This is a genomic window from Kineosporia babensis, from assembly GCF_021129305.1.
Taxonomy (GTDB): Bacteria; Actinomycetota; Actinomycetes; order Actinomycetales; family Kineosporiaceae; genus Kineosporia; species Kineosporia babensis.
Genome location: NZ_JAJOMB010000018.1, coordinates 37,296 through 58,505, shown reverse-complemented (window position 1 = coordinate 58,505; position 21,210 = coordinate 37,296). Strand labels below are relative to the sequence as shown.

General features: G+C 70.8%; 16 protein-coding genes. 8 read left to right on the top strand and 8 right to left on the bottom strand.

The window, feature by feature from the left end:
• Positions 1-37 precede the first annotated feature (37 nt).
• Complete coding sequence (locus tag LR394_RS27985) at positions 38-1,519, top strand: SDR family NAD(P)-dependent oxidoreductase (RefSeq protein ID WP_231447552.1); 1,482 nt, start codon at positions 38-40, stop codon at positions 1,517-1,519.
• Here LR394_RS27985 and LR394_RS42130 read toward each other — a convergent pair.
• A complete protein-coding gene (locus LR394_RS42130; RefSeq protein ID WP_269329913.1) occupies positions 1,506-6,818 on the bottom strand; it encodes a diguanylate cyclase in 5,313 nt (1,770 codons plus the stop codon). The two genes, LR394_RS27985 and LR394_RS42130, sit on opposite strands and share 14 nt — an antisense overlap.
• Positions 6,819-7,031: 213 nt before the next feature.
• On the opposite strand from LR394_RS42130, the gene mgrA reads away from it, so the two are divergent.
• A complete protein-coding gene (gene mgrA, locus LR394_RS27970) occupies positions 7,032-8,072 on the top strand; it encodes an L-glyceraldehyde 3-phosphate reductase (protein ID WP_231447551.1) in 1,041 nt (346 codons plus the stop codon).
• 94 nt (positions 8,073-8,166) lie between these two features.
• Here mgrA and LR394_RS27965 read toward each other — a convergent pair whose 3' ends face one another.
• Complete coding sequence (locus LR394_RS27965; protein WP_231447550.1) at positions 8,167-8,856, bottom strand: hypothetical protein; 690 nt, start codon at positions 8,854-8,856, stop codon at positions 8,167-8,169.
• Between the two features lie 418 nt (positions 8,857-9,274).
• Between LR394_RS27965 and LR394_RS27960 the strand changes: the two genes are divergently transcribed.
• The gene (locus LR394_RS27960) at positions 9,275-10,858 is read left to right on the top strand and encodes a serine/threonine-protein kinase (protein WP_231447549.1); all 1,584 of its coding nucleotides are present in this window, start codon (positions 9,275-9,277) and stop codon (positions 10,856-10,858) included.
• A gap of 186 nt (positions 10,859-11,044) precedes the next feature.
• Here LR394_RS27960 and trmB read toward each other — a convergent pair whose 3' ends face one another.
• Positions 11,045-11,722, bottom strand: coding sequence for a tRNA (guanosine(46)-N7)-methyltransferase TrmB (gene trmB / locus LR394_RS27955; RefSeq protein WP_231447548.1), 678 nt, complete (start codon positions 11,720-11,722; stop codon positions 11,045-11,047).
• A gap of 7 nt (positions 11,723-11,729) precedes the next feature.
• Entirely contained in the window at positions 11,730-12,230 is a 501-nt protein-coding gene (locus LR394_RS27950) for a MerR family transcriptional regulator (protein WP_231447547.1), read from the bottom strand.
• An 83-nt stretch (positions 12,231-12,313) separates the two neighbouring features.
• On the opposite strand from LR394_RS27950, the gene LR394_RS27945 reads away from it, so the two are divergent.
• Positions 12,314-13,138 carry an SDR family oxidoreductase gene (locus LR394_RS27945; protein WP_407937145.1) on the top strand — a complete coding sequence of 275 codons (825 nt, stop codon included), beginning with the start codon at positions 12,314-12,316 and terminating at the stop codon, positions 13,136-13,138.
• Positions 13,139-13,301: 163 nt separating this feature from the next.
• On the opposite strand, the gene LR394_RS27940 is transcribed toward LR394_RS27945, so the two are convergent.
• Positions 13,302-13,712 carry a VOC family protein gene (locus LR394_RS27940; protein ID WP_231447545.1) on the bottom strand — a complete coding sequence of 137 codons (411 nt, stop codon included), beginning with the start codon at positions 13,710-13,712 and terminating at the stop codon, positions 13,302-13,304.
• A 78-nt stretch (positions 13,713-13,790) separates the two neighbouring features.
• Here LR394_RS27940 and LR394_RS27935 point away from each other — a divergent pair, with 78 nt between their 5' ends.
• A complete protein-coding gene (locus LR394_RS27935) occupies positions 13,791-14,207 on the top strand; it encodes a helix-turn-helix transcriptional regulator (protein WP_407937140.1) in 417 nt (138 codons plus the stop codon).
• A gap of 9 nt (positions 14,208-14,216) precedes the next feature.
• A complete protein-coding gene (locus LR394_RS27930; RefSeq protein WP_231447543.1) occupies positions 14,217-14,618 on the top strand; it encodes an MmcQ/YjbR family DNA-binding protein in 402 nt (133 codons plus the stop codon).
• A 1-nt stretch (position 14,619) separates the two neighbouring features.
• On the opposite strand, the gene LR394_RS27925 is transcribed toward LR394_RS27930, so the two are convergent.
• A complete protein-coding gene (locus LR394_RS27925) occupies positions 14,620-15,006 on the bottom strand; it encodes a hypothetical protein (protein WP_231447542.1) in 387 nt (128 codons plus the stop codon).
• A gap of 185 nt (positions 15,007-15,191) precedes the next feature.
• Positions 15,192-15,782: a COG4315 family predicted lipoprotein gene (locus tag LR394_RS27920; protein ID WP_231447541.1), complete on the bottom strand. Its 591-nt coding sequence runs from the start codon at positions 15,780-15,782 to the stop codon at positions 15,192-15,194.
• Between the two features lie 100 nt (positions 15,783-15,882).
• Between LR394_RS27920 and LR394_RS27915 the strand changes: the two genes are divergently transcribed.
• Together LR394_RS27915 and LR394_RS27910 are read left to right on the top strand one after the other, a co-directional pair.
• Positions 15,883-16,173 (top strand): hypothetical protein, encoded by a 291-nt coding sequence (locus LR394_RS27915; protein WP_231447539.1) that lies wholly within the window; start codon positions 15,883-15,885, stop codon positions 16,171-16,173.
• Positions 16,174-16,176: 3 nt separating this feature from the next.
• On the top strand, positions 16,177-16,800 hold the full coding sequence (locus LR394_RS27910) for a hypothetical protein (protein WP_231447537.1): 624 nt from the start codon (positions 16,177-16,179) through the stop codon (positions 16,798-16,800).
• Positions 16,801-16,859: 59 nt separating this feature from the next.
• Here LR394_RS27910 and LR394_RS27905 read toward each other — a convergent pair whose 3' ends face one another.
• Entirely contained in the window at positions 16,860-21,173 is a 4,314-nt protein-coding gene (locus LR394_RS27905) for an FtsK/SpoIIIE domain-containing protein (RefSeq protein WP_231447535.1), read from the bottom strand.
• Positions 21,174-21,210: the final 37 nt, after the last annotated feature.

Here is a 21,210-nt window from a genome sequence, read left to right as displayed (position 1 = left end):
CAGCATCCCGAGCAGAGATCCGAGCGGTTTTCACATCATGACGGCGCACCTCGACGATTCGGCGCAGGACCTTTCCGGTTCCTCGATCGACCCCTCCGACCTGGCCCTTTGCCTGAAGGTGCTGGGGCAGGTGGAGCAGTTGCCGGACGATCACCCGGACTTCGTCGCGGTCCGCCTGGCCACCGCCAAGATCTTCAAGGCGGCCAAGGAGCACCGCCGCCAGCAGCGCCGGGCGGCCATCCTGGCCAACGACGCGGCCGTGACGGCGGCCACCGCCACCGGGGCCCCGGGCCGGATCGACGACGAGACCGAGGGCCTGCCGCTCACCTCGGCCACCGCGTCCGGCTCGGCCGGGACGTACCTGCAGCCGCGCGGGTGCTACATCTGCAAGCAGAAGTACACCCAGGTCGACGCGTTCTACCACCAGCTGTGCCCGGACTGCGCGGCCAAGAACCGCCAGCGCCGCGATGCCCGCACCGACCTGAGCGGGCGGCGCGCGCTCCTGACCGGAGGCCGGGCCAAGATCGGCATGCACATCGCGCTGCGGCTGCTGCGTGACGGCGCGCACCTGACCATCACCACCCGGTTCCCGGCCGATGCGGTGCGGCGCTTCACCTCGATGGCCGACAGCTCGGACTGGATCCACCGGCTGCGGATCATCGGGATCGACCTGCGCGACCCGGCCCAGGTCACCGCGCTGGCCGACGACGTCGCTGCCCAGGGCCCGCTGGACATCCTGATCAACAACGCCGCGCAGACCGTGCGCCGCTCCCCCGGCGCCTACGCGCCCCTGGTCGCCGCCGAGAAGGCACCGCTGCCGGAGGGCCCGCTGCCGGAGATGCTCACCATCGGGCGCACCCTGGACACCCACCCCGAGGGCGTGGAGGCGCTCACCGCTGCCGGCGGCGAGGGGCACTGGGCGCCGTCCCCGCACGCGCTGACCGCGCTGGCCCTGACCGCCGGTTCCGCCTCCCCGGCCCGGATCGCCGCCAACACCGCGATCGATGCCGGTGGCCTGGTGCCCGACCTGCACCACACCAACAGCTGGGTGCAGCCGGTCCAGGAGGTCGACCCGGTGGAGCTGCTGGAGGTGCAGCTGGCCAACAGCGTGGCGCCGTTCATCCTGATCAGCCGGCTGCGCGCCTCGATGGCGGCGGCCCCGGCCCGGCGCACGTACGTGGTCAACGTCTCGGCCATGGAGGGCAAGTTCAGCCGGGGCTACAAGGGCGCCGGGCACCCGCACACCAACATGGCCAAGGCCGCGCTGAACATGCTGACCCGCACCAGCGCCCGGGAGATGTGGGAGACCGACGGCATCCTGATGACCGCGGTGGACACCGGCTGGATCACCGACGAGCGCCCGCACCCGACCAAGATCCGGCTGGCCGACGAGGGCTTCCACGCCCCGCTGGACCTGGTCGACGGCGCCGCCCGGGTGTACGACCCGGTGGTGCGCGGTGAGGCCGGCGAGGACCTGTTCGGGGTGTTCCTGAAGGACTACGAGCCTACGGACTGGTGAAACCCACCCGGTTTCGACCGTCCTGCTTGGCCTTGTAGAGGCCCTGGTCGGCGCGGGCCAGCAGGGCGGCCACGTCCGCGTCGGCCGGGCCCAGGTGGGCCACGCCGACGCTGATCGTGATCTCCAGCGGGCCGGTCCGGGTCGGGATCGGGCTCTCGGCGACGCAGGCCCGCAACCGCTCGGCCAGCTCCAGCTCCGGGTCGTCGCCCTGCTGCAGCACGGCGAACTCCTCCCCGCCGTAGCGGCCGATCACGTCGGTGGTGCGCACCTGGGCGGCCAGCCGCCGCGCCACCTCGCGGATCACGTCGTCACCGGTGGGATGACCGTAGGTGTCGTTGACCCGCTTGAAGTGGTCGATGTCCATCATCATGCCGATCAGCGGGCGGCCCTGACGCTGGGCCGCCTCCAGGTCGCGGGTGGCGATCTCGAAGAACCGGCGCCGGTTGTTCAGCTGGGTCAGCTCGTCCACCACGGCCAGGGCCCGGATCTGCTCGAACGCCGAGGCCCGGTCGTAGGCGGTCATCCCCTGCACCACCAGCGTGGAACCGACCGCCAGGGAGTCGGCCAGCGAGATCTGCGGATCGGCCGAGGCCAGCACCAGCAACCCCAGGTCGCCGTCGGTGGCCCGCAACGGGAAAGCAGCCCATGAGCTGACGTCGGTGAGCTGCTCGCGCACCTCGGCCGGGGCGTCGCCGGCCACGCCCGCGAACGGGCTCTCCGGATCCAGAACCGGCACACTCGCGTTCGGCAGCAGCAGGGCCAGGTCGGCCGGCAGCACCCCGCCGTCCCGGCCCGCCGAGAGCACCAGCTGCTCCAGCACCGCGGCCTTCTCCACTGGCGCGGCGATCCGCTCACCCGCCCGCTGCAGCGAGTTGGCCAGCTCGGCCGAGGCCTGGGCAGCCTGTTCGGCGGCCTGCGCCTTGATCGCCCGCTCGGCCGCCCGCGCGGTCTCCAGCGCCGATCCGACCACCCCGGTGAGAGCGCGGAGGATGTCCAGGTCGGTGTCCGAGAAGATGCCCTTGGCCACCCGGCTGTCCAGGTAGATCACCCCAAGCATCTTCTCCTTGAGCTTCAGCGGAGCGATCAGGATCGAGCGCAGACCGTGCAGCACAACGCTCTCGGCCCCCAGCGCAGCGCCCTCCTCGGTACCGGTGACCACCTGCGCCTTCCCGGTCCGGGCCACCATGTCGACCAGGCTGGTGGTGTACCCGGTCAGCTCGCTCAGGTCGTTACCGTTCGCGTCCCGGCCCAGCTCCGGGGTCAGCGCCCCGGTCTCCTCGTCGATCAGGAACAGGAAGGCCCGTTCCGCGGCCAGGATCCGGATCACCTCCTCCAGCGCCTTGCGGCCGAGCAGACGCGGATCGAGCACCCGTGACGCCGCCGCGCTGACCTCCTGCAGGGCGGCCAGGCGCTCGCGGTCGAAACCGCCGGTGTACGTAGTGCGCCCGCTGCCTCCGGTGGTGGAACTCGGGTGCTCCTCGCGCGGCAGGGAAAACTCGGCCCGCACCGCCTCGGCCCGGCCTGACCAGCGCTCGCCCGTCGCGATCGCGTAGGCGGTCCGGGCCCGGCGCTCCGCCTCGGAGCGGTTCAGCGACGTCAGCGCCCGCGCCGCCACCCGGGCGGACTCGAACGCCACCGTGGGCATGTCGTCCTCCCCGGCCACGTCCAGATCGTTCAACGTGTCCAGGGCCTTGCGGCTCTGCCCCTGCAGCACCCACAGGTCGGCCTTGACGATCGTGTAGAACGCCTTCAGCTCGTCGGTGTTGGCGGCCTTGCCGAGCATCTCGACCGCCTTGGTGGCCTGGCCGGTGCGCCGGGCCTGCTCCCGCAGGCCCTCCGGCGAGCCCGGGCAGGCCCGGGCCTGAGCCAGCCGGGCCGCCGCGACCAGGTAGAACATCGGCCGGTGAGCGCGCCAGATCAGGCTCGGCGGCAGGCGCATCTCCTCGAAGGTCTCGATCGCCCGGTCCACCGGCTCCCCGGTCTCACCGTCCTCGAGCAGGACGAACAGCCCGGCCATGGCGCTGATGAACCGCAACTGCCGGGCGTCGATGTCCTCGGCCCACTCCTGCAGCCGGCGCATCTCCCGCTCGGCCTCCGTGCTCCGCCCCTGCAGCGCCGCGGTCATCGGGGCCGCGGTGACGAAGGTGGTGATCTCCTCGGCCCGCTCGGCCAGCTTGACCCGGCCCTCGGCCAGCCAGCGCTCGGCCTCCGTGGTCCGCCCGGCGAAGCAGGCACTCAGGTTGAACGTGCTGATCGAGTCGATCAGCGGGGCGAAGTCCAGGTGCGGGCTGAAGTCGTCGAACTGCCCTCGCCACTGCCCGCCCTCGGGCCGGTTCCCGGCCCAGGCCCCACCCAGCCGGAACGAGCGGATCATCGCCCGGGTCTGCGGGTTCAGCGCCGAGACATCACCGTCGCACCGGCGGAAACAGCGCTCGGCAGCCCGGTTCAGACTCAGCGCCGCGAACAGCACCCCCACGTTGAGCTGGGCCGCCACGAACCGGCGGCCGTGCCCGAGCTTCGCCGCCCAGTACAGCGAGCGCAGGTTGTGGGCCAGGAAGTCGGACACCCGCATGCCCAGGGTCGCCCCGAACAACGCCGCTTCGTGCAGGCCGGCCATGGTCTGGGCCCGGCGCCGGGCCTCACCGGTGACATCGCCCAGCAGACGCCGGCGCGGGATCGAGACCAAGGCCATCAGCGCCGAACTCAACAGGAACCAGAAAGTATTGCGGGGCAAGGGTTTACCGGTGGCGGCGAACCCCTTCTGGATCGCGTCCTCCAGTTCCTCGCTGCGATAGCTGGAGCGATGCACCTCGGCCAGCTGCGTGTAGATCGCCCCCTGGTTCAGCGGGTCCTCCTCCACCGCCAGGGCCTGCTCCAGACGCTGCCGCGCGGCGGCGAACTGACCGCCCTGCTTCAGCGCCTGCCCCAGCAGCACCAGCAGGGTGCTCCTGGCCGGCGAGCGGCGCGGCGCGAGATGGACGGCGTACTCCAGGTACGTGATCGCTTCCCCGGCGGACGACTCCTCCAGAGCCAGCCGCCCGGCCTCGGCGCAGGCGGCCAGCGCCTTGTCGGCGGGGGCGGCGGTCGCGGCCTGGATGTAGTGCCGGGCCACCGCGAAGGTCCGGGCGAGCGCCATCTCCTGGGAGGCGGCGGGCCGGGCGGCGAGCACTCCGGCGATCTTGTAGTGCAGGGCCTGCAGTTCGCTCTCGCCGAGCCCGGTGAGCAGGGCCTCGGCGATCCGGCCGTGCAGGAACCGGAACGTGCCGTCCTCACCGGCCTCGACCAGACGCTGCCGGGCGGCCTCGGCGAACACCCCGTGCACGCTGGCGGTACTGCGCTGCTGCACGGCCGCGACCACGTCGACCCGCACCTCGGCACCCATCGCGGCCCCGGTGACCAGCAGCTCCAGGGCGTGCGGGGCCAGGCTCTGGACCCGGTTCAGGACCAGGCCCATCGCGTCCTGGGGCAGATCCAGGGCGTCGAGGTGGTCCAGGTCGATCTGCCAGGTGCCCCAGGCCGGCCACAGCAGGCCGGCGTCCAGCACCGCCCACAGGTACTCCTCGGCGACGAACGGGTTGCCGTTGCTGCGGGTGACCAGGGCGGCCAGAGCATCCTCGGGCAGGTGCTGGCCGGGCAGCAGCGAACGGATCTGGGCCCCGATCGCGCTCTCGTCCAGCGGGCCCATCCGCAGATCCACGTCCAGCACCCGGGCCGCCGAGGCGATGTAGGCGGTCAGCTCGGTGTCGCTGAGCACCTGCTCCAGCTCGCCGTCGCGGCCGGTGGCCAGGTAGAGCATCGGCACATTGCGGATCTGCTGGGACAGGTGACCGACCACGTGCCGCACCGAGGCGTCGGCGGCCGTGACGTCGTCCAGAATCAGCAGCAGCCCGCCGGAGGTGCGGGCCAGTTCCAGCAGGGCATCGGCGATGGCGGTGCCGAACTGGTCGTCCCCACGCTGCTCGGCGATCTCGGTGACCGACATCGCCACCGCGCCGGTGGGCAGGGCCACCGGGTTCGGCTCGACCGCCGGATCCGGGCGGCCGGGCTCGTCCCGGTCCTGCCGCAGCACCACGTCCAGGCCGGGGGCGATGCGGTTGATCTGCCCCGGCGACCAGCCGTCGAACACCGCGCGCAGCCGGGAGGCACGCTCCCAGCGCTCGGTGGCCGGCATCCGGGCCAGCTGGCGCAGGTGCGAGACGAAGGCGTCCCGGAACGGCGCGTAGGGCATGGTGTCACCCGGCAGGACCCGGGCCCGCAGAACGGTTCCGCCGGTCTCCTCGACCAGGTCCCCGAACTCCTCCACCAGCCGGGACTTGCCCAGCCCGTGCTCCGAGCGCACGAAGGCGAACCCACCCACCCCGGTGCGCGCCCGCGTCCATCGGTGGCGCAGTTCGTCCAGCTCGGCCTGGCGCCCGAACATCGGCGGCGCCTCCTGGCGCTGCGCCGGGCGCTGCTTGCCGATGAAGTCGCGCAGGTCGGCGGCCAGCGCCTGACCGTCCTGGTAGCGGTCGTCCGGATCCTTGGCCAGCAGGGTGTGGACGATCTGGACGAGCTCGGGCGGGGTCTCAGGGACCAGGATGGACAGGTCCGGCGGTGGCTGGGAGGCGTGCGCGCGCAGCAGCTCGCCCACGTCCAGCATGGAGAACGGCAGACTGCCGGACAACGCCTCGAACATGATCACGCCGAGGGAGTACAGGTCGGAGCGGTTGTCGACCGGACGCTTGAGCATGCCCGACTGCTCGGGGGCGGAGTAGGCCAGGGTGCCGACGGCCAGCGGCGTCTCCTCCTGGCCCTCGTCCTCCCCGCCCCGAACGGTCAGGCCGAAGTCGATCAGCCGGGCCTGGCCGTCGGCCAGCACCATCACGTTCTGCGGCTTGAGGTCGCGGTGCACCAGGCCCCGGGCGTGCACCGCGGCCAGCGGCTCGATCAGGTCCAGGGTCAGCTCGGCCACCTGCTCGGCCGGCATCGGGCCCTGGGCCTGGTCGAGGCGGTCGGACAGCGAGGTCCCCCGCATCAGCTCCATCACCAGGTAGGGCCGCCGCTGAGCCTGCCCCACGTCGTACACCCGGGGTAGGCCGGGGTGATCGACCGCGGTGAGCATGGCCGCCTCCCGGCGCAGTTCCACCATGCTCGGCGGGATCTCGTGCTCCCCGGTGGTGGCCTCGAACGGCTTGTCCAGCCACTTCAGCGCGTACTCGTGACCATCCTCCACCCCGGCGCGCCGCACCCGGAACACCGTGCTGCCCGCACCGCTGCCCAGCTCCCCCAGGTTGACGAACCCCGGGACGTCGAAGGGCATGCCGACGGCGGCCGTGCCCTGCCCGACGCCCGTGGCGGTCCCCGGGGTCCCCCTCCGCTCCGGTCTCACACCATTTCGGTCGGCGGGCGAGGCAGACGACTTGATCCGATGTAGCCCGCCCGGGTGAGGGGGTGCCGTGCATCGGATTTGCGCCCGTGGTCACAATGGCTGCGGCCTTCGTTAGGCCACGGAAACGATCGATGGAGCGCCCTGATGACGTATCGCCCCGACCCCACCCGCTACGACGGCAGCATGCGCTACCGCCGTTCGGGTCGCTCCGGGCTCGACCTGCCCCTGCTCTCGCTGGGGTTCTGGCACAACTTCGGCGACGACAAGCCGTGGAGCGTGCAGCGGGACATCGCGCTGCGGGCGTTCGACCTCGGTATCACCCACTTCGACCTGGCGAACAACTACGGCCCGCCCTACGGCTCGGCCGAGATCAACGCCGGGCGGCTGTTCGCCAGTGACCTCAAGCCCTACCGCGACGAGCTGATCATCTCGTCCAAGGCCGGGTACGACATGTGGCCCGGCCCGTACGGCCAGGGCGGTGGCGGGCGCAAGTACATGCTGTCCTCGCTGGACCAGTCGCTGAGCCGGCTGGGCCTGGAGTACGTGGACATCTTCTACTCCCACCGCTTCGACCCGACCACGCCGCTGGAGGAGACCGCCTCGGCGCTGGACGCGGCCGTGCGCTCGGGCAAGGCGCTGTACGTCGGGATCTCCAGCTACACCGCCGAGGAGTCCCGCAAGATGGCCGGGCTGCTGCGTGAGCTGGGCACCCCGCTGCTGATCCACCAGCCCTCGTACTCGATGCTGAACCGCTGGATCGAGGACGACGGCCTGCTCGAGGCGGCCGAGGACGAGGGCTTCGGCCTGATCGGCTTCAGCACCCTGCAGCAGGGCCTGCTGACCAACCGCTACCTCAACGGCATCCCCGAGGGCTCACGGGCCACCCAGGGCAAGTCGCTGGACGCCGGGCAGATCACCGACGAGCTGATCGGCCGGCTGCGCGAACTGGCCGAGCTGGCCGAGGGCCGCGAGCAGACCCTGGCCCAGCTGGCCCTGGCCTGGGCGCTGCGCGATGCCCGGGTCACCTCGCTGATCATCGGCGCCTCGTCGGTGCAGCAGCTGGAGCAGAACGTGGCCGCGCTGAACAACCTCGAACTCGCGGCCGACGAACTGGCCAAGATCGACGAGGTCCTGGCAGGCGCGGTCAAGACGATTCGGCCGTGGACCGGGGCCGAGCGCTCCTAGGTCGCAATGCCGGTTACCCGGCGGGTGAGCTGTTGCTGCCCGCCGGGTTTTCGTTGTCCCGGCTTACACGTCGAACTCGGCGGGCGCTGCGTGCTTACGGCTGGCTGGCGGGCTGGGCCGGGATCAGCTCGAGATGCTCGCCCGGGCCGGCCGCCGACTCCCGCAGGTCCACGGTGAGCTCGTTCAGGGCCGGCCCCTGCAGGTCGGCGCCGGTCAGCAGCAGGGTGGCCTGCTCGCTGCAGCGCAGCACCTCGGCGTACTCCTTCTCGATGCCCAGACCGAAGCGGGCGGCGGCGATCTCGGCCAGGTGCCGGCGGCCGATCACTCCGATGAGCCACACCACCACCCCGAGCGCCACCAGCAGAACTGGGGTGAGCAGGTCGCCGTCGTCCAGGGTGAGCGCCGCACCGGCCACCAGACCCGCCCCGACGATGCCGGACAGGACCGTGGAGGACTGCACCAGCGAGGTGCGCACCCGCTCGCGGGCAGCGATCACGGCCAGGGCGCGGTCGCTGTCGCGCTGCAGGCCGGCCACCAGCTCGCGGCCGGGCAGCGCGAGGTCCCGGCGGAAGCGCAGGGTGACCAGGGCCGGGTTGCGGCAGCCCTCCGGGTCGAAGGCGTCCAGCACCCAGCCCAGGTGGCGGTAGGCGTCGCGGTAGACCCACTCCAGCCGGCGCGGGGCCTGCACGGTGGCGTACTCGTACTCGGTCGCGCTCTGGTCGGCCTGGCCCGCCTGGTCGTGACCGGCGTGGCCGACGGCGACGTCGACAGTGGTCTCGGACATCAGGAAGTTTCCCCCAAGGTCGGGCCCCGGCCGGTCTCGTGCCGTCCGTCGGCCTTACTAAGCCTGCTCTCTGCACCTTCGCAGCACATCCGCCTGGAGGAGCATTCCCGGGTACGACGTGAGGTGTATCTACGCCGCCTCGGGGCCCACCAGAGGATGACCCCCTAATCCGACACCGGACGGCCACTCAGTGATACTCGGGACAACCCGGACGCGCACCCTGATTTCCACCCGTCCTACCCCGGAACGGGCCGCCGGTACCCGGCGTGGGATGATCGCGACTCTCAGGCCAGTGATAACTCAACGTCAGGCTTGTGTCCCGAAGGCTGAATTTGCCTGCGGTCAGTCACACCTGCCCGATAGTCTGCACCTGTCACCATAGGCACGGCATCAGCCGAACTCAGGAGAATGACTCGACGTGTACGACCTCCGGCCCGGGGATCCGGAGCAGATCGGCGAATTCCGGGTGGTCGGCCGCCTCGGCGGCGGCGGCATGGGCACCGTTTTCCTGGGTGAGTCCCCTGAGGGCGAGATGGTGGCGATCAAGGTCGTCCACGAGTATCTCGCCACCGACCCCGAGTTCCGGCGCCGGTTCGGGCACGAGGTCGAGGCGGCCAGCAAGATCTCCGGCACGTACACCGCCGAGGTGATCACCGCCGACCCGGACGCCCGGCTGCCCTGGATGGCCACCGAGTACGTCGAGGGCCGCAACCTGCTGCAGACCGTCGAGGCGGACGGCCCGCTGCCTCCGGAGCACGTGCTCGACCTGGCCGCGGGCGTGGCCGACGCGCTGACCGAGATCCACCGCGCGGGTGTGATCCACCGCGACCTGAAGCCCTCCAACATCCTGCTCTCGCCGCAGGGCCCCCGGGTGATCGACTTCGGTATCGCCCGGGCCGCCGAGGCCAGCACGGTCACCAGCACCGGCAAGATCACCGGCTCGGCCGCCTACATGTCGCCGGAGCAGGCGGTGGGCAAGCGGGTCGGCCCGGCCACCGACATCTTCTCGCTGGGCGCGCTGCTGTACTACGCGGCCACCGGTGAGCCCGCCTTCGGCACCGGCCCGGCCACCGCCATGCTCTACCGCACGGTGCACGCCGAGGTGGACATGACGCCGATCGCCTCGGACGAGCTGCGCGGCCTGATCGACGCGCTGCTGGAGAAGGACCCGCAGGACCGGCCCAACGCCAAGCACGTGGCCATCGCCGCGCGCACCGGCCAGCCGGTCACCCGCCTGCCCCGCAGCACCCCGCCCACCGGCGTGCAGCAGACCCAGGCGATGGGCGCGACCACGCAGATGGGCGCCGCCAGCGCCTACGACGCCCTGATGGACCAGGTGGCCTCGGCCACCGCCGGCCAGGGCAACCCGGTGCTGGGCGGCTACAACCAGCAGGGCTACCCGAACCAGCAGGGCTACCAGACCGGCCCGGTACCCCAGCCCCGGAAGGCGCAGCAGCCCTGGTGGCGGGCCCCGTCGGTGGCGCAGGCCGCGGGCGGTGCGGCGCTGCTGGTGGTGCTGATCATCGGCAGCGTGGTCGTCTTCATGCAGCCCGACAAGCCCGACAAGGACACCTCGGCCAACACCTCCGGCTCGCAGGACCCCACGCCCACCGCCACCTCGTCCGGTGACGACGACAGCGAGGACGTGATCCCGAAGGACGACGAGACGCCCACCAACCTGCCCACCGGCGGCACGGTGATCACCAACCGGGACGGCACGGTGGTGCGGCCGGACCCCACCGCCACCAAGTCGGCGGAGGAGTCCGAGACCTCGGTGCCGAAGCCGACCAAGGACAAGCCGACCGAGGACGACGAGCCCACCGAGGACCCGACCAGCGAGCCCCCCGTGGAGTCGAGCAGCCAGGCGCCGACTTCGACACCGCCCACCGCTCCGAGCGATAGCCCGGACACCGAGGACCCGGGTGACGGCGGCGGTGGTGGCGATGACGGCGGCGGTGGCGATGACGGCGGCGGCGAAGGCGGCGTCCTGGTCAACCCGTAGGACCTAGGGCCTGTCCTGTGGATCAGGGCCGTAGCGAGGAGGTGCCCGGGGCGCTGGCTGGGCGTGGCCGGTGGGGCCCCTCGCAATGGTTTTGCGTGGGGCCACGCCGGACGCGGTCAGACGGCGTCCCGGGTGCCCCGCAGTAGGCACAGATCCACAGGACAGGCCCCAGGCCACCGGTACATCTCACCCCAGGCGGCGGGCCAGGAAGTCCGCCACCCGATGCCCACGGTTCAGTCCGCGCGCCTCGTACTTGGTCACCGGACGCCAGGTCGGACGTTCCACCGCTCCCCCGCCCTCCAGCACCAGACCGGGCTCGGCCAGCAGCACCTCGGCCATCTGCTCGGCGTAGGGCTCCCAGTCGGTGGCGCAGTGCAGCAGCCCGCCCGGCTCCAGCCGGTCAGCCACCAGAGCAGCGAAGCGCGGCGTGACCAGGCGGCGCTTGTGATGGCGGGCCTTCGGCCAGGGGTCGGGAAAGAACACCCGTACCCCGGCCAGGCTCCCCGAGGGAACGCGGTCACGCAGCAGTTCCTCGCCGTCCCCGTTCAGCACCCGCACGTTCTCCAGGCCGTTCTCGGCCAGTTGGTGCACCAGATTGCCTACCCCGGGCGTGTGCACGTCCGCCGCCAGCACACCGGTCTCCGGATCGGCGGCGGCCATGCTCAAAGTGCTGCTGCCCGAGCCGAACCCGATCTCCAGGACCACCGGAACACCCGCGCCGAACAGCGTCTGCAGTTCGAGTGGCCCCTCCGGCACCTCGAACCGGGACGCGTGCGTCTCCAGCGCGTCCCGCCGGATCGATCCCATCCGCCCCCGTCGAAGCTTGTACGAGGGAACGGCCGGAGGTGCGAAGGTGTCGGTCACCCCGCCATTATCCGTGCTGCTGACGCGCCCCCGTGTACCGCGGCGGCTGCTGCCGGCCGGAGCGCTCGGGCGGGGGTACGACCATGCAGTCGCCCTGATCGTCCTGCCAGGGCTGCTCGGGTTTTCCCTCCGCCAGGGCGCTCTCGTACAGCGTGATCTTCTGCGCCACCGCCTCCATGCTGGCGGTCAACCGGGCCATCTCGGCCTGCATCTTCTCCCGGTGCTCGCGCAGCAGGTCCAGCCGCTGCCGCTCGTTGCCCGCCCCGGCGCGCACCAGATCGGCGTACCGCGCGATGTCGGCAAGCGGCATCCCGGAGTCCCGCAGGCGGGTGAGCAAGTGCAACCAGAGGACGTCGGCGCGGCGGTAGACGCGTCGGCCGACGGAGTCGCGGGAGACCTCGTTCAGGAACAGGTTCTCCTGCTCGTAGAACCGCAGCGTGTGCGCGCTCAGGCCGGTCTCGGCGCTCAGCTCGCCGATGCTCAGCAGATCGTCCGTGGTGGTGGTCACCGGGCCAGGGTAAGCAGGCTTGCCTTCGAGTCCACTCGAGCTCCTAGCGTCGTCGACGTCTTGCCACGAGAGGACTGATGAAGATGAACACCCGCACCTGGATGATCACCGGCGCCTCCGGTGGTTTCGGCCGGCTGATGAGCGAGCGGCTGCTGCAGCGGGGCGACACCGTGATCGGCGCGGTCCGCCGGCCGCAGGCGCTGGACGACCTGCGCGAGAAGTACCCGAACACCCTGATCACCGTGCAGCTCGACCTCACCGACGCCGATTCCGTGCGGACCGCCACCGACCAGGCCTTCGCCGCCGTGGAGCGGATCGACGTCCTGGTCAGCAACGCCGGCCACGGAACGTTCGGCGCGGCCGAGGAGCTCACCGACGCCCAGATCCGCCGGGTGATCGACGTGAACCTGCTCGGCTCGATCACCCTGATCCAGGCCGCACTGCCGCACCTACGGGCGCAAGGCGGTGGACGCGTCCTGCAGGTCACCTCCGAGGGTGGGCAGATCGCCTACCCCAACTTCAGCGCCTACCACGCCAGCAAATGGGGCACAGAGGGCTTTATCGAGTCCGTCGCGCAGGAGGTCGCCCCCTTCGGCATCGAGTTCACCCTCCTGGAGCCCGGCCCCTCCCAGACCGGCTTCGGTGCGGCCCTGGACTTCGCACCAGCCCTTCCGGTCTACGACCAGACCCCCTCCGGCGCTACCCGCCGGATGCTGGAAGACGGCGCGTTCGCTTGGGTGGACCCCGGGAAGGTCGCCGATGCCTTCATTGCCGTCGCGGATGTCTCCCCTGCGCCGAAACGACTGGCCTTGGGCAGCGGGCCCTACCACCAGATCAAGGACGCCCTGGAGTCCCGTCTCGCGGAACTGCAGGCACAGCACGATATCTCAACAGCAGTGGACGCCTGACGCAGGTGGGCCTCCCTGCTAACGGGAGGCCCACGGAGGTTCGGTGAAAGACCCGCCAGCCGAACCCGTCCGGTGCTCTTAAAACCTCCCCCGGCACCGTCCTGTGCGTTCTGCGCCGCCGGTGAGCCCTCCGTCCCCCATTTGCAGTTGTTTTGCCGTGGGATCAGCCAGCCTGCTGGAGCCGGATCAGGTTGCCGGCCGGGTCGCGCAGTGCGGCATCACGTACGCCGTACGGCTGGTCGGTGGGCTCCTGGACAACGTCCACGTCGCCGGCCTGGAGCTTTTCGAACGTGCCGTCCAGGTCCTTGGTGGCCAAGTTGATGCTGGCGAACGTGCCCTTGGCCATCATCTCGGCGATGACCCGCTTCTCCTCGTCGGTGATGTTCGGGGTGGCGGTCGGCGGGTAGAGGACCACCGCGGTGTCCGGCTGCCCGACCGGGCCGACCGTGAGCCAGCGCATGCCCTCGTAGCCGACGTCCAGACGGACCTCGAAACCGAGCAGGTCTCGGTAGAAGGCCAGCGAGGCCTCGGGGTCGGTGTGCGGCAGGAAGGTCTGGTGAATGGTGATGTCCATGCACGGAACGCTATCCGGGCGGTTGCGTACCGGGCTTCTCGATTCCTGATCCGCACCGCGCTTTCAGCCGATCGTGCGATGCTGAATCGCGTGACATCGCTGGAGGACCTGGTGCGGCTGCGTAAGGCCCGCGACATGATCGACCGGGAGTACGCCAAACCGCTCGACGTGCCGGTCCTGGCCCGCCATGCGCTGATGTCACCCGGGCACTTCTCCCGTAGCTTCAAGGCCGCGTTCGGGGAATCGCCGTACAGCTACCTGATGACCCGGCGGATCGAGCGGGCCAAGGCGCTGCTGCGGATCGGCGAGCTGAGCGTGACCGAGGTCTGCTTCGCGGTGGGCTGCTCGTCGCTGGGCACGTTCAGCACGCGCTTCACCGAGCTGGTGGGTGAGAGCCCGAGCAGCTACCGGGCCCGCACCGAGCACGTGGACGGTGCCGGGATGGCGCCGTGTGTGGCCAAGATCTACACCCGTCCGGTCCGGCAGCGTTCGTAGGCTGGGGGCATGGACGGAACTGCGTTGCGAGCCCTGGCCGTGAAGATCGCTGGGAGCCTGCCTTCGGCTGAACTGTGCTTCCCGTTCGGGCCCGAGACCGAGGTGGCCAAGGTCGCCGGCAAGGTGTTCTTCCTGACCGCCGAGTTGCGGGGCGAGCAGCTGGTGACGGTGAAATGCGAGCCGGAGGACGGCCTGGCGCTGCAGGAACAGTTCCGGGACACGGTGATTCCCGGTTATCACATGAACAAGAAGCACTGGATCTCGGTGCGTGGTGGCGACGAGGTGGACCGGGCGCTGGTGGACGAGCTGGTCCGCACTTCCTACACGCTGGTGGTGGACACGCTGCCGCGGGCCAAACGGCCCGGCCTGTCGGCCACGGCGATGAAAGGGATTCTGACTGAGGACGATTGACCTAGTCGCGCAGGGCGAGTTCCGGCCGGTCCGGGTCCAGCCGGTGGGCCTGGGTGCTGGGGTGCGCGGTCCGGTTCAGCCACCAGTCCTCCAGGTCGATTCTCAGCAGCAGGATGAAGGCGTGGGCCGGGGCGCCGGGCTCCAGCGAGTGCCCACGCACCAGGAATCTGACGGCCCAGCGCTGGGTGACGGAACTGCTTGCCCCGCCTTCGGATCCGGCCGCGGAGACCTCGACCGTCAGTTCCACCAGCGGTACCCGCTCGGGGCGGGGGACCAGGCTCACCGAGGTCACCCGCAGCGACCAGGGGGTGAGCGGGATGCGCTGCCGATGGTTCAGCCGATCGACGATCTGCGCCGCCGGGAGCGGAAGTTCGTATCCGGCGTTCATGCATCCACCATAGGCCGGTGGGTTCGCAAATCGGGCGGGACTTTGGCCTGGTCTTGCGGACCTTCCGGCCCCCGGACGTCCGCTCGCCCTGCTGAGGGTCTGTCCTGCGGATCTTTGCCTGCTGCGGGGCACCCGGGACAGACCCTAGGCGCGGGCGAGCGTTTCTCTGCTTTCGGTTCTGGCCGTCACTCGACTTTCTGGCCCTCGGGCGAGACCGCGAACCAGACGCCGTCGCGGCCCTGGCCGTTCAGCTCGCCGGGCTGGCTGTCTCCGCTGAAGCGGTACAGCGGCCATCCCCCGGCCGTGATCTGCACGGTGCCGTCGTCCCGCCGGATCGCGCCGATCCGCTGGGCGTTCACGCCCTCCAGGTACACCCGGCCACCTTCCTGCACGGTGACCGGCGGCCAGGTCAGGGCGCACATGTCGTTGCAGGTCGACTTCGAGGGGTTGGCGCTGTCGTTGTCGAAGCGGTACAGCGACGACTGGTGGATGTCCACGAGCCGGATGCCGGACACGTCCCCACCCCGAGCGGCCGTCAGCTGGACCCAATCGGCCGGCTGTTCTTGACGCTCGGCGCCGATCATCGTGCCGCCGTCGCCGTTCATCCCGTTCTCCTCGGCGCTGTTGTCCAGCACCTCCAGACCGGCGTTGCCCTGGCTGGTGGTCTGCGACGGCGCGGGGGTCGCGTCGTCCTCGTCAGTGATCTCGATGCTCTTGCCACAGGCACCGAGCAGGAGCAGCACGGCCAGGCTCAGGCCCAGAAGACGGCGGTTCATGCCATGGATACGAGAACCAGGCCGTCAAGGGTTCGAGTGAACCTCCGGCGGGGGTGACTGCGTATGGATGGCGTTCCGACCGGCATTTTGGAGGGCTGCGATGGCGAGCGACATCAACATCCCCGGCGACGAGCTGCGCGAGGCACAGAACAATCTGACCTTCGTGCACGACTTCATCGACATCGGCAACAACACGTTCGACTTCGTGGCCGCGTTCGGCCCGGAGCTGGGCCGGGGCGCCGCACAGAACTTCGAGAACCGCTGGGACGACGGCCAGACCCAGCTGAAGAAGCAGATCGTCGGGGTGCGCGACGCGATCGGCAGCATCCTGGACAGCTTCGAGCAGACCGATCGGGACGCCGCCGCCAACCTCGACGCCGGGCAGGGATGACAGATGCCGAACTACACACCGCTGCCGGAGACCGGTCCGGCCCCGGCCGCCGAGCGCTGGCTGATCGATCTGCCCGACGCCTGGAACCTGGTCGACCTGACCGGTGAGGAGCTGGCCCGGACCCGGGCGGCGGCACTGGCCCGGGGCAGCGAGCCGCGGGAGAAGGCCCGGATCAACGACATGTTCCGGCAGGGTCGCGAGATCACCCGCAGCGCCCGTAAGCAGGGAGCGTTGCTGGCGGCGGGGACGGTGACGCAGTACGACGACGGGCTGTTCATGGCCTGGGGCATGGTTTTTGCGGTGTCCACGCCGGAGGGGCAGGAGCTGACCCTGCCGGTGCTCTCGCGCCAGCTGGGCCTGACCCGCGAGGGGGTGGCGCCGGCCGATCGGCAGATCCTGGCCGCGCAGATTCCGGCGGTGGGCACGGTGGCGCGGGTGACGGGGACCGAGACCGCGCGGCTGACCGCGGATGTCGACACCAAGTTGCTGGCGATGCACACGATGATCCCGGTGCCGGGGCGGAGCAACGACTACCTGGTGGTCACCATGGCCAGCCCGAATCTGCCGCTGAAGGACGCCGTGTACGACCTGTTCGACGCGGTGACCAGTACCTTCCGCTTCGTGTAGGGCTTGTTCGCTGGTGCCCGGCGCACGCCGTGAGCCGGGCACCAGCGTCTGTTCTGCGCTCAGGACACCAGCGGCACCTGCACACTCAGCAGTGCGCCATCGCCCAGATGCAGCAGGCCACGTCCAGGCTGCGGCGCCTGCCCCACCAAGCCACGGCTCAGCTTCACCCCGATCACCTCACCGTCGCTCAGCCCCTGCGGGGACAACAGCATGCCGGTGCGGTTGCGCTTGACCTGCCCCATCCACCCGGCCAGGCTCAGCGACAGCGACTCAGCGTTACCGGCCGCCAGGACACCCCAGCTGCTGCCCTGCGCACCGCGAGCGAAAGCCGCCAGATCCTGGTCGATCTCCGACTGCATCAGCAGCTCGGCATCATCGATCACGATCACGGCATTCGGTTCGGGGATGTTGCTGAGCACCTTGCGGAAGGCGCCCACCGCAACATCCGGATCGCTGATCACCGCGGCCACGTGCGGACGTCCTTCCAGCGCTCGCAGCGGAGATCGGCGCGGCGCCAGCACCACCAGGCCCGTACCGGCGGCCAGCAGGGATTCTGCTCCGGTGAGCAGGGCACTGCTGCGGCCGGTGCGCGGCGGTCCGGCGATGACGAACGAGGGCACCTCGGCGAGGTCCGGTCCCAGGCCGGTGAGCGTGTCACCCCCGACGGCCAGCAGCGGACGCATCGGTCCGGAACGGTGGTGCAGCCGGATGGCCTCGCTGTAGCTGATCCGGTCGGGCAGGACATCCAGGCGCAGCGCCCGCTGCGTGACGCCGGCCTCGCGTTCGCGCAAGGTGGCGCCGAGGCTGCGCAGGACCTCGGCCTGCGCGGTGCCGGCCAGATCGGGGCCGAGCACGGCGATCTGGACCTCGCTGGCGTCGGCGGTCCGGATCGCCCGGCCCGGTTCCGGGTCCTCGGGGGCCGAGCGGGTGGGGATGCCGACCGAGGAATAGTCCTGGCGGTCGTTCAGCCGGAGCACGAGCTTGTCCTCGGTGGTGCCCGAGTACCGGCTTCCGCCCAGCACTTTGTCTCCGGCCAGGACCAGGTGGATGCCCACGCCGGCGCCGTCCCGCAGCAGCCGGAGCATGCGCTCGAGGTAGCTGCCGTTGTCGTAGGACAGGAACTCGCGATCGAAGACCTCGAACCGGTCGACCATCAGCACGATGTGCGGCAGCCGTTGCCCGGGCTCCTGACCGGCCCGTAGTTCGGTCAGGTCGGCGCTGCCCCGAGCCCCGAGAATGCCCTGGCGGGAGGTCAGCTCGGCGTTGAGCCGGTCCAGCAGGCGCCCGAGTCGCTCGACCTGCTTGCGGTCGACCACGGCACCGGTGTGCGGAAGCTCGGTCAGGGCGTTGAGGGCGCCGTTGCCGCAGTCGATGCCGTACAGGTGCACGTCATCGGCCCGGTGCGCGCTGGCCAGGGCCGCGGCCAGAGTCCGCAGGGTCTGCGAGCGCCCACTGCGCGGTGAACCGATCACATGCAGGTGCCCGGCCCGGTCCAAGTCGAACGTCAGGTCGGCGCGGCTCTGTTCGGCCGGCAGGTCGACCACGCCGAAAGTCACCGGTGCCAGGGCCACCGTGTCTGTGGGTGTCTGCTGGGTCCATTGCAGCAGCGTGGGCAGCGGCGGCAGCCAGGGGCTGGGCTGCCGCTCGATTCCCGCCTCTTCGGCCGCGCTGACCACGGCCTTCACCAGCACGGCCAGATCGGTGACGGCCTCGACCGCCGCCGGCCCTGAGCGCTCGGCCCGCGCTGGTAGCGGTCCGCCCTGGTCCTGCCAGGTGACCACGCGGGCACTGATCGGCGGGGCGTCGTCCCGTACTGCCCCCAGCCCGCTCGGCCGCCGTCCGCCTACGCGGGCAGACTGGAACGGCAACAGCACCGAGGGACCGAGCCGGGCAAACGCGCGTCCCGGATTGGCGGGTGAGATCTCCCCGGAGGCCGGGCTGTCGATGATGTCGCGGCTCTCGGTGCCGTCGGTGGTCCGCAGAGCGATGCGCAGGTTGGTGTTGGCCCGGATGTCCGGGGTCACCGCGCCGCCCGGACGCTGGGTGGCCAGCACCAGGTGAATGCCCAGGGAACGGCCGCGCTGGGCGATGTTCACCAGGCCGGAGATGAAGTCGGGCAGTTCGCGGACCATGGAGGCGAACTCGTCGATCACCAGCATCAGACGCGGCAACGCAGGCAGGCGGTCTCCGCTGCGGGCCCGCTTGTCCAGGTAGTCGAGGATGTCCTTGGCCCCGGCCTGAGCCAGTAGCGTCTCGCGGCGGCGCAGCTCCGCGCCCAGCGACACCAGTGCGCGTTCGACCAGATGGGTGTCCAGGTCGGTGACCAGGCCCACGGTGTGCGGCAGGTCGGCGGCCTCGGCGAAGGCGCTGCCGCCCTTGTAGTCGACCAGCACGAAGGTCATCTCGTCGGGACGGTTCACCACGGCCAGGGTGGCGACCAGGCTCTGCAGCAGCTCCGACTTACCCGAGCCGGTCGTCCCCGCGATCAGCGCGTGCGGGCCGTCCCGCACCAGGTCGACCGAGAACGGCCCGTCGTATCCGGCGCCAAGAATCGCCGTGGTACTGCGGCCGCCCAGACTCCAGCCGGCCACCAGAGCGCCCGGGGTAGGTGGTTCCAGCGACAGCAGGTCCAGCAACCGCACCGCGTTCGGCAAGGTGCTCTCGTCGTTGTCCCCGGTCCCCCGCAACGGGGCCAGCGCCCGTCCCAGCTCTTCGTACCAGCGGCGTTCCGGAGCGTCCGTACGCACTTGCTCCAGAGCAGCGCCCGGCCCCGTGCGCACGCTGCAGGTGTTGCCCGCCGCGGTGACCACCACGGCGCCGCTCTCCTCCGGCAGCAGCCGCTCTTCGCGATCGACGCAGATCACGTACACACCGACCGCAGGTCCCTCGCGCAGCAGCGAAATCACCCCCGGCAGCGACCGAGCCCGCCGGGCCTGCTCCAGCACCACCAGGATGTCGGGAAAACCGTTCACCCCGCCCCGGTTCAGCTCCCGGCCCAGAGCTGCGCGGGCGGTGATGATCTGACCGAGCTCACCGATGCGCCGGGCCAGCGAATCGGTGGTGCTGCCGACCAGGGAGTACGCGTCTTCCGCCTGGGCCTGCGCGTGCGGCACCCATCTCGTCCACGACCAGGTGCGCTCGCCGTCCGGACCGGACAGCACCACCAGCCGTAGATCGGTCGGGCCCTGCAGCGAGACCGCCTGGGCGGCGAGCCAGGCAGCCAGCGAGTTCGCCTCCGGTCCGGCGATGCCGACGACCCCGGCCTGGCGCACGTTGACCTGCACCGGTACCTGATCCAGCCAGGGCACGGTGGTGCGGCGATGCTCGTCGAGCGTCGGGTCCTCCACACTGGTGGCCGACGGCAGATCCGCCGTCCCCACCCGCAAGGTCAGGAAGTCCCGGTCGTCCCAGCGCCTTTCCCACAGACGTTCGGACGGCTGCGCGGCCATCCGCAGCAACGACGCCGGATCCGGCAGAGCCAGTCGCAGAGAACGCTGCTCGTCCAGCACCGCGGCCTCGACGTCCTCGCTCAGCCGCGCGGACTTGGCCTCGTACTCGGCCAGCTGCTCCTGGTACTTGACCATGGCCTGCTTGCGGCCGCTGAAGGTGGAGGCGATCGCGGCCAGCGGCGACAGCAGCGCGATGAAGATGAAGATCCACCGGCCGGTGACCAGGATCGTCACCACTGCGCTACCTGCGGGAAGGAGCAGGATCGGCAGCAGCGGGATCGGTCGCTTGTCCGGCTTCACCGGAGGCTGCGGCAGACGGAACTTCTTACCTGCCTCGGGCGGCAGGAACCGCGGAGGCCGGTTGAACTCCAGCCCCAGCCCGTCCTGCGCCGGGGTCAGCGGAGCCGGCACGGGGTAGGCCGACGACACCTCCAGCAGGCTGTCACCCACGGCGAGCAGACTGCCTTCACGCCACCGGGTCACCCCTTCGACGGCCTTGCTGTCGAGCCAGGCCTCGGGAGCAGCCAGCAGCTCGACGCTGCCGTCCAGATGCACCCGGATCTGCGCGGCCAAGGGCACCCCGGAAAGCCGGACCCGGCAGCTTGGATCACTCCCGAGCTCGTAGTCGCCGGGTGGAAGCCGGAAAACGGTGCCCGCCGAAGGACCGGACACCACCCGCACTTCCGTACGTCCCTCTGGCTCGGCCGCGGCCGGCGCCGGGACACCGAGCCCGAGCTCGGCCCCGTCCCGTACCCCGACCTGCCGCAAAGTCTCCTCGGGCGGCAACATCTGCGCCCCCGCGAACAACGGGGGTGCCCCGCCGCCGCCGTCCCAACCGGTGACCCCCACCGCGCTCGCCAACTCCCCCGCCAGTGCCCCGACACGGGCTGAGGGCTCCGTGTCGATCACGACGGTGACGGACACCGCCGCATCCAGTGGATCGCGGACACTGACATTCAGT

Coding starts and splice junctions, on each gene's coding strand:
- LR394_RS27985 (WP_231447552.1), top strand. CDS start 38: ATGACGGCGCACCTCGACGATTCGGCGCAGGACCTTTCCGGTTCCTCG.
- LR394_RS42130 (WP_269329913.1), bottom strand. CDS start 6,818: ATGCCCTTCGACGTCCCGGGGTTCGTCAACCTGGGGGAGCTGGGCAGC.
- mgrA (WP_231447551.1), top strand. CDS start 7,032: ATGACGTATCGCCCCGACCCCACCCGCTACGACGGCAGCATGCGCTAC.
- LR394_RS27965 (WP_231447550.1), bottom strand. CDS start 8,856: ATGTCCGAGACCACTGTCGACGTCGCCGTCGGCCACGCCGGTCACGAC.
- LR394_RS27945 (WP_407937145.1), top strand. CDS start 12,314: ATGAACACCCGCACCTGGATGATCACCGGCGCCTCCGGTGGTTTCGGC.
- LR394_RS27940 (WP_231447545.1), bottom strand. CDS start 13,712: ATGGACATCACCATTCACCAGACCTTCCTGCCGCACACCGACCCCGAG.
- LR394_RS27935 (WP_407937140.1), top strand. CDS start 13,791: ATGCTGAATCGCGTGACATCGCTGGAGGACCTGGTGCGGCTGCGTAAG.
- LR394_RS27930 (WP_231447543.1), top strand. CDS start 14,217: ATGGACGGAACTGCGTTGCGAGCCCTGGCCGTGAAGATCGCTGGGAGC.
- LR394_RS27925 (WP_231447542.1), bottom strand. CDS start 15,006: ATGAACGCCGGATACGAACTTCCGCTCCCGGCGGCGCAGATCGTCGAT.
- LR394_RS27920 (WP_231447541.1), bottom strand. CDS start 15,782: ATGAACCGCCGTCTTCTGGGCCTGAGCCTGGCCGTGCTGCTCCTGCTC.
- LR394_RS27915 (WP_231447539.1), top strand. CDS start 15,883: ATGGCGAGCGACATCAACATCCCCGGCGACGAGCTGCGCGAGGCACAG.
- LR394_RS27910 (WP_231447537.1), top strand. CDS start 16,177: ATGCCGAACTACACACCGCTGCCGGAGACCGGTCCGGCCCCGGCCGCC.